Below are 7,264 nucleotides of genomic sequence, written 5' to 3' on the forward strand. Positions count from 1 at the left end.
AAGGATTCATCTGGTATTCGGAATCAAAAAGGTTGCCTAATCACAATGCGATTAGGCAACCCTATACAGCAGATTACCAACAACAGTTGACAAAGAGCCCGCATTTTCAAGCGTTCGAGGTGTTGAATGGGCGTAATCCCCGCCTCAGCTTTGAAGCGTCGAGAGAAGTACGCTGGGCTCCAACCGATTTTTTGGGCAACTTCGTTAACGGTAATTTGATCTTGGTAATGGTTGGCCATAAAAGCTACAGCTGATTTAATAGTTGGTGAATGGATAGTTGGATGATGCTGCTCGAATAGTTGGCGATACAATTCGGCATTGAAAATATCCGCAATAAAATGATTTTGAAGCATATTAACCTCACGAGAGCGACAATATTCTAATTGTCGCAGGTAAGAACAGTCTTCTAAAATACGACTATTGGCTTGTGCAAAATGGCCAATTAGATCTTGTTCCTTAAAGAAATGGGAAGCGAAGGCAAATCGGATGAAGTGAAAGGTTAAAGGATGAATCACTTTTCGCTGAAATTCAATTTGGGGTGGACACAAAAGAATCGTGTTGCGATGTGCTTGTCCCGATTGGTTGCCAATCTGATAGTTACAGTCGCCATCTTCGATAATATACATAACCCAGAAATTTTCTGTATCCGAATGGAGTAAGAAACGTGGCTTTTCTTGCCAGAATGTATATTGATTGGTTTCAATTGTGAGCAATTTAACACCTCCTCGATGACAATAATGTAGGTCAAAAAAAACTAAATAAATGACAAAAAAGGAAATTGTAAGCGTTATCACATACCTCCATAATAATAGACGGTTACTAAATAAACAAGGGGATGTGAATTCTATGAAAAGTCGCTCACAAACTTTTGATCTAGTTGTCGTTGGTGGTGGATTGGCAGGTATTTGTGCTGCTATTAGTAGTGCCAGAGTCGGATGTCACGTGGCTTTGATTCAAAATAGAAGTGTATTAGGTGGGAATTCTAGTAGTGAGATTCGAGTCTGGGTCGGGGGTGCTTCTAAGCATGGAATTAACCGATACGGTCGAGAGAATGGGATTATGGGAGAGCTTTTTGTTGAGAATCAATACCGAAATCCCGATGGAAATCCGTATTTATGGGACTTATTGCTCCTAGAGAAGGTCAAAGCAGAAAGTAATATTGATTTGTTTTTAGATACGGAAGTCTTACAAGTTAATATGAAAAATGAGCAGACAATTGAGTCAGTTACGGGATTTGTTCAAGGTTCAGAAACCCAGATTACCTTTATTAGTGATTATTTTATTGATTGCACGGGGGATGGCGTTGTTGCCTTTAATGCAGGTGCCGATTTCCACTTAGGACGAGAGTCTCGTGAGGCTTTCGATGAATCATTAGCCCCTGAAGTAGCTGATCAGAAATTATTGGGGAGTTCTCTATTCTTCTATACGAAGGATGTTGGTCATCCAGTGAAGTTTATCAAGCCCTTCTTCGCCAAAGATATTGCGAAGACAGAAATTGTTAAGAGTCGGGTAATTAAAAAGGACGATAACGGCTGCGCTTACTGGTGGATTGAATGGGGTGGGGATCATGACATTGTTCACGATAATGAGATGATTCGAGATGAACTGCAGGCCGCCGTATACGGAATTTGGGATTACATTAAAAACTCGGGCCAGTATGACGCGGATAATTTAACTTTAGAATGGATTGGCTCAGTGGCTGGTAAGCGTGAATATCGACGTTTCTTAGGAGATTACATGCTACGTCAGCAAGATATTGAAGAACAGACAGATTTCAAGGATAAGGTTGCCTTTGGTGGCTGGTCGATTGATATACATCCGTCTTCAGGCATGTATACAAAGGAAGCGGGTACCGAAGACTCTGTGCCAGATGGCTTATATCACATTCCACTACGTTCATTGTATTCGCGAAATATTCACAATTTGTTCTTGGCAGGCCGAGATATTAGTGTCAGTCACGTAGCCTTCGGATCAACACGAGTTATGGCAACTTGTGCGATTGGTGGACAAGCCGCTGGATTGGCCGCAGCATTTGCGTTTAAGCATCATATTTTGGCTGGAGATATTTATAGAGATCATTTAGCAGAATTTCAACGGTTGATGCTTAGAGAAGACAGCGCTGTACTGGGACTCAGCGTTCCCGATCCGGATGACCTCGCCCAGCAGGCTACAATAACCGCCAGTCATACATTGACGGAAATAAATACCTATCGTGAAGATAGCCGAGTCTATCCCTTACACAAGCCAATTGCGTTTAGCTTTCCAGTGAATCCAGTCATACGGTCCTTAGACTTGATGGTTGATTCAGAGCTAGGTGGACAACTGGAAGTCAGTTTCTATCAGACGGGAAGGGGACAAAATTATATTCCGGATAGCCTGTTACAAACACAGACGGTTTCTGTTGCTGCTCAGACACATGGCTGGGTAACAGTGCCGTTTGAATGGCGACCGCAGCAGCCGCAAAATATCTTCGTTATAGTTAAAGAGAACTCACGGATAAATTTGCGGGTTAGTCGCCAAGAATTCCAAGGCATCCTGAGCTTTGTTAATGAACCAGTGGGGGAATTAAAGCAACCTAAATTACACCATTTTGTTCGAACAAGTCCCATATTAGAGTGGACCAACCAAACGTTCAATCGACAGAATTTTGTGTTTCGTGTTGCACAAACAGCCGCATTTTCTGTGGATAATTTGACTAATGGCTATATACGACCATTTGCCGGTCCCAATATGTGGGTGACACCTGTTCAGGGACAACCGGAAAATGTTACGTTAACGTGGACTGAACCGCAGTTAATTCAGGAAATTCGCTTGATACTGAACGATGATCTTAACGAAGACCTGATTAACCTTCACCACCACCGAACAGACTTTCCAATCATGCCGGAGCTGATTAAAGATTTTACGGTAGACTACCTCACGGATGATGGCTGGCAGACAATTGCTAATATTCAGTCTAATCGTCAGAGACATTTACGCTTACGATTACCAGATGCAGTGCGGGCAAAGAAATTGCGGGTGCATGCCATTGCTACTAATGGCAGCGAGCAGTTTTCATTGGTTGAAATCAGAGCTTATACGAGCATTCAGACATTAGTAAAGGGAGTCGATAATCATGAAGGAGACTAAAGAGGCTACTGTAGCTAAACCAAAACCAAAGCTCTCAACGCACATTCGATATGTGGTACTGGCATTAATCTTTGTTAATATCATTATCAACTACATGGATCGTACAAACGTTTCAATTGCAATGCCTGAAATGGCCAAGGACATTGGTCTTTCTACGGTACAACAAGGTTTAATCTTTTCTGCGTTTGGGTGGATTTATGCTGCTATGCAGATTCCAGGAGGGATTCTATTAGATAAGTTAGGTTCACGTATTACATACACGATTAGCTTATTCTTCTGGTCGTTGATCACTGTTTTTCAATCAATGGTAGGTAACTTTGCCCAATTGCTAGGGTTACGACTGGGAATTGGATTTTTCGAAGCCCCTGTTATGCCAGCTAATAATCGAGCAGTATCCTATTGGTTCCCGGATGATGAGCGGGGGACCGCAATCGGAATTTATTCTTCCGCACAGTTTCTAGGACTAGCTTTTTCAACGCCAATTCTATTTGCTATTCATAAAAGTATTGGTTGGCAGGGACTATTCATTGTCACAGGGATTATCGGAATTATTTGGTCAATTGTGTGGTACGTGCTTTATCATGATCCACAGAAGAGTCGGTGGATTGGGGCTGATGAGCTAGAGTATATTCAAGCTGGCGGCGCAATTACGGAAGAAGAATTTATTAAAGAAAAAAATCAACAGCCCAAGGCTAAACTAACTTGGACGAATGTCCGGAAACTCTTCAATCGTCGGTTAATTGGAATCTATATCGGGCAGTTTGCCATATCGGGAACATTCTGGTTCTTCCTGACGTGGTTCCCAACATATCTGACGGAGGCTAAGCACATTAACTTTCTTCAATCAGGGATGCTTTCAAGTATTCCATATTTATCAGCATTTGCAGGTGTTATTCTTGCCGGTTATGTTTCTGATCGGCTACTGAAGGGAAATCATTCGGAAAGCTTTGCTCGGAAGTTGCCGGTCATTACGGGGTTGCTGCTAACGCTTCTAATTATGGGAGCTAACTTTACGACTAATCCGGTCCTGATTATTATGTTTATGTCGATTGCCTTCTTTGGGAATGGGTTAGCAACGATTACTTGGGTGTTTGTCACAGCTCTGGCACCTAAAGAACTGATTGGGCTAGCCGGGGGAATGTTTAACTTTTGTGGTGCCTTGTCTTCCATTGTGGTACCAATCGTAATTGGTTTCTTAGTTGCTAATGGTAATTTCTCTTCTGCATTGGTCTTCATTGCCTTTATCGCTTTGTTAGGTGCGTTGTCCTACATCTTCATCGTTGGTAAGATTGATTTACCGAAATCAACAGAAAAATAGGCGCGAAAAAAGGTACCGACAGTGCTGTCAGTACCTTTTGCGTTACGCTTAATCGTCTTCCGGAATCCGGCGGGGTGCTGGATGGGAAGGCCGTCGTCCCCGTAGCCAACCAACGATGGCAGGAATTAGGGAAATGATGATGATGCCCAAAACGACGGCTGAGAAGTGGGCCTTAACGAACGGAATGTTACCGAAGAAGTAACCACCACCACAACAGATGAGGACCCAAGTTATCGCTGCGCTCACGTTGTACTTAAGAAAGCGACGGTAAGGGAACTGTGAACCAGCCGCTGTGAACGGCACAAATGTCCGGATGATGGGCATGAATCGGCCCAAGAAGATCGCCAACGGTCCGTGTTTTTTAAAGAATTGCTCAGACTGGGCGAGCTTATCCTTATTGATCAGTTTGCCAAACCAAGAGTGGTTAGACAAAGCCGCCCCGGCGCGACCGCCGAGATAGAAGTTAAGTGAATCACCAGCGAGAGCCGCCAGTAAGAAGATAGCGACAAATAGCCAAATGTTCAGGCCATACGCAGGGTTGGCGGCCAGGGCAGCCGCAGCAAAGAGCAGTGAATCCCCTGGTAAGAAGGGCAGAATCACGGCCCCAGTCTCCACAAAGACGATGGCAAACAAAATGAGGTAGGTGGACCCACCAAATGTGTTGACGATATTTACCAGATGATCGTCAATGTGGAGAACGAAATCAATTAAATAGGCCATTTAGGTGCTCCTTAGTTGTTATTTGATAATGCCCACATTATAGGAGTTTTTAATCTCAATGTCAGCAGGTCCGGCGAAGCTTAATGAAATTGTGATAATTATTTGAACGGCGTATCTTGCTCGTTGGCATCGTCGTGTGCCAGTCGCGCGGCCCCAGCGGCTGCGATGGCGCCAACTAAGTCATCGAGGAAGGTGTGGATGATCCCCGGTTCATGGGCGTTTAGTTTAGCAAGAATTCCGGGCTTGGTTCGGTCGATGTACCCGTAGTTAGTAAACCCAATCGAGCCATAGAGGTCGACGATGGAGAGTGCCATGGTTTCATCGACACCATAAAGCCCTTCGTCGCGTTCAACGATCGTTTGTAAAGGTTCCATGAGGGTGTGGTGTTCAGCCGCAATATCCAACTGAATTCCAGTGATCACGGCGTTTTGGACTTCGCGCTTATTCAGCACGGTTTGGACGCTCTGGAGGGCAATTTTTGGTGTTAAATCCTTAATGAAGTCTTTTTGCAGATAAATGACGAGATCGGCAATGTCAGTGAGTTCGACCCCGCGTTCGTGAAGGAGGTCAATGGTGCGTTGTCCGTATGCGGTAGATGGTTTAATCATAAGATGTGTAACGTCCTTTCTCTATATAATGAGGTGTGTCTAGTATAGCACCAGTGACTTCAGTTGCATTTTTCTCTTCTGGCGGTGATAATAGACAGTTAGATAATGTTTTAAAAGATATGGAGGATAATTATGACAAAGTTTCCACAAATTGATTTGGCTAACGCCAGGGGTCCACAAGTAACGATTGAAACGTCCATGGGGACCATTCAGCTGCAACTCTTCCCCGAACAAGCACCAAAGACAGTTGAAAACTTTGTGACGCATGCCAAGGCAGGCTACTATGATGGCATGACTTTTCACCGGGTCATTCCCAACTTTATGATTCAAGGTGGCGATCCAACCGGAACCGGGATGGGTGGCGAAAGTATTTGGGGGCAACCATTTGAAGATGAATTCTCACCCGAGTTGTATAACTTGCGAGGGGCTTTATCAATGGCTAATGCGGGCCCGAATACTAACGGCAGTCAGTTCTTTATTGTACAAGATAAGGATATGACGGAACAAATGCAGAGTCAGATGAAGGATGCCGGTTTCCCTGAAGAGATTGTTAGTGCTTATCAGGGTGGCGGTACGCCGTGGCTGGACTTCCGCCACACGGTCTTCGGCCAAGTGACGGATGGCATGGACGTTGTTGATGCGATTGCTGCAGTGAAGACGGATTCCAGTGATCAGCCAACGACGCCCGTAACGATGGATAAAGTGACTGTTAAGGACTAATGGGTTATCGTGAGTTACGTTCTGTAGAGGAGGTGAGACGATGACGTTTAAGATCGGACAGAAAGTGACGGGCCGAATTACGGGCATTCAACCGTACGGGGCCTTTGTGAGTCTTGGGGGTCACCGTCAAGGCTTGATTCACATCTCAGAGTGTCATTGTGGCTATGTCAAAGATATCCATGACTATTTAAAGGTTAATCAAGAGGTCAACGTGGTGGTGCTCGACATCGATGAGTTTACCGGGAAGATCAGTCTATCATTACGTTGCTTAGAACACGTTGACTTTGGAACAGAGCCAGATGAACACCAGCATCGCCATTATTGGACGAATCATCGGATTAACATTGGGTTTAAGCCAATTGACGACCGACTGGCGGGCTGGAAGGCAGAAGCGCTACGCCATTTAGACCAGGAGAAAGCATCCTCATAATGGGGGTGCTTTTATTTTTTGAAAAAAGGCTTGACCAATGGGGGGATGATTGATAAGATATTACCTGTTGCTGTTTGAGGCACGTCATGCATAAATAACAAATTATTGAATAGTCATACAAATTTGAAATTAGTGCTTGACGAGTTGAATTGCGACTGATAGAATGAATTACGTTGTCAAAACGCGTTTCATACGTCTGATAATCTTCTTGAAATGTTGAATAAATATTCAGAAAGTTGAAAAAAGATGTTGACATGATTTTGACAGCATGATATACTTTAAAAGTTGTCACGGAGCAAACGCTTCATTAGATAACTTGGTAGACCTTTGAAAACTGAA

7 protein-coding genes are annotated in these 7,264 nt (G+C 44.0%); 4 read left to right on the forward strand and 3 right to left on the reverse strand.

The genetic code is table 11. The features are described 5' to 3' along the window. Window positions 1-23: 23 nt before the first annotated feature. Window positions 24-713, reverse strand: coding sequence for an AraC family transcriptional regulator (locus HEQ50_RS12225; protein ID WP_168900777.1), 690 nt, complete (start codon window positions 711-713; stop codon window positions 24-26). Window positions 714-846: 133 nt separating this feature from the next. Between HEQ50_RS12225 and HEQ50_RS12230 the strand changes: the two genes are divergently transcribed. Further along, the gene (locus HEQ50_RS12230; protein ID WP_168900778.1) at window positions 847-3,129 is read left to right on the forward strand and encodes an FAD-dependent oxidoreductase; all 2,283 of its coding nucleotides are present in this window, start codon (window positions 847-849) and stop codon (window positions 3,127-3,129) included. Continuing rightward, the gene (locus tag HEQ50_RS12235; RefSeq protein ID WP_168900779.1) at window positions 3,116-4,447 is read left to right on the forward strand and encodes an MFS transporter; all 1,332 of its coding nucleotides are present in this window, start codon (window positions 3,116-3,118) and stop codon (window positions 4,445-4,447) included. Before HEQ50_RS12230 ends, HEQ50_RS12235 begins: the two co-directional genes overlap by 14 nt. Before the next feature lie 48 nt (window positions 4,448-4,495). Here the strand turns inward: HEQ50_RS12235 and HEQ50_RS12240 are convergent, their stop codons facing one another. Then, window positions 4,496-5,167, reverse strand: a complete 672-nt coding sequence (locus tag HEQ50_RS12240) for a VTT domain-containing protein (protein ID WP_168900780.1) — start codon at window positions 5,165-5,167, stop codon at window positions 4,496-4,498. 98 nt (window positions 5,168-5,265) lie between these two features. Continuing rightward, complete coding sequence (locus HEQ50_RS12245; protein WP_168900781.1) at window positions 5,266-5,775, reverse strand: phosphatidylglycerophosphatase A; 510 nt, start codon at window positions 5,773-5,775, stop codon at window positions 5,266-5,268. Between the two features lie 132 nt (window positions 5,776-5,907). On the opposite strand from HEQ50_RS12245, the gene HEQ50_RS12250 reads away from it, so the two are divergent. Continuing rightward, complete coding sequence (locus tag HEQ50_RS12250) at window positions 5,908-6,495, forward strand: peptidylprolyl isomerase (RefSeq protein ID WP_168900782.1); 588 nt, start codon at window positions 5,908-5,910, stop codon at window positions 6,493-6,495. A gap of 40 nt (window positions 6,496-6,535) precedes the next feature. Then, window positions 6,536-6,925 (forward strand): CvfD/Ygs/GSP13 family RNA-binding post-transcriptional regulator, encoded by a 390-nt coding sequence (locus HEQ50_RS12255; RefSeq protein WP_168900783.1) that lies wholly within the window; start codon window positions 6,536-6,538, stop codon window positions 6,923-6,925. Window positions 6,926-7,264 lie beyond the last annotated feature (339 nt).

It is taken from the genome of Lactobacillus sp. HBUAS51381 (assembly GCF_012641095.1).
GTDB lineage: Bacteria > Bacillota > Bacilli > Lactobacillales > Lactobacillaceae > Levilactobacillus.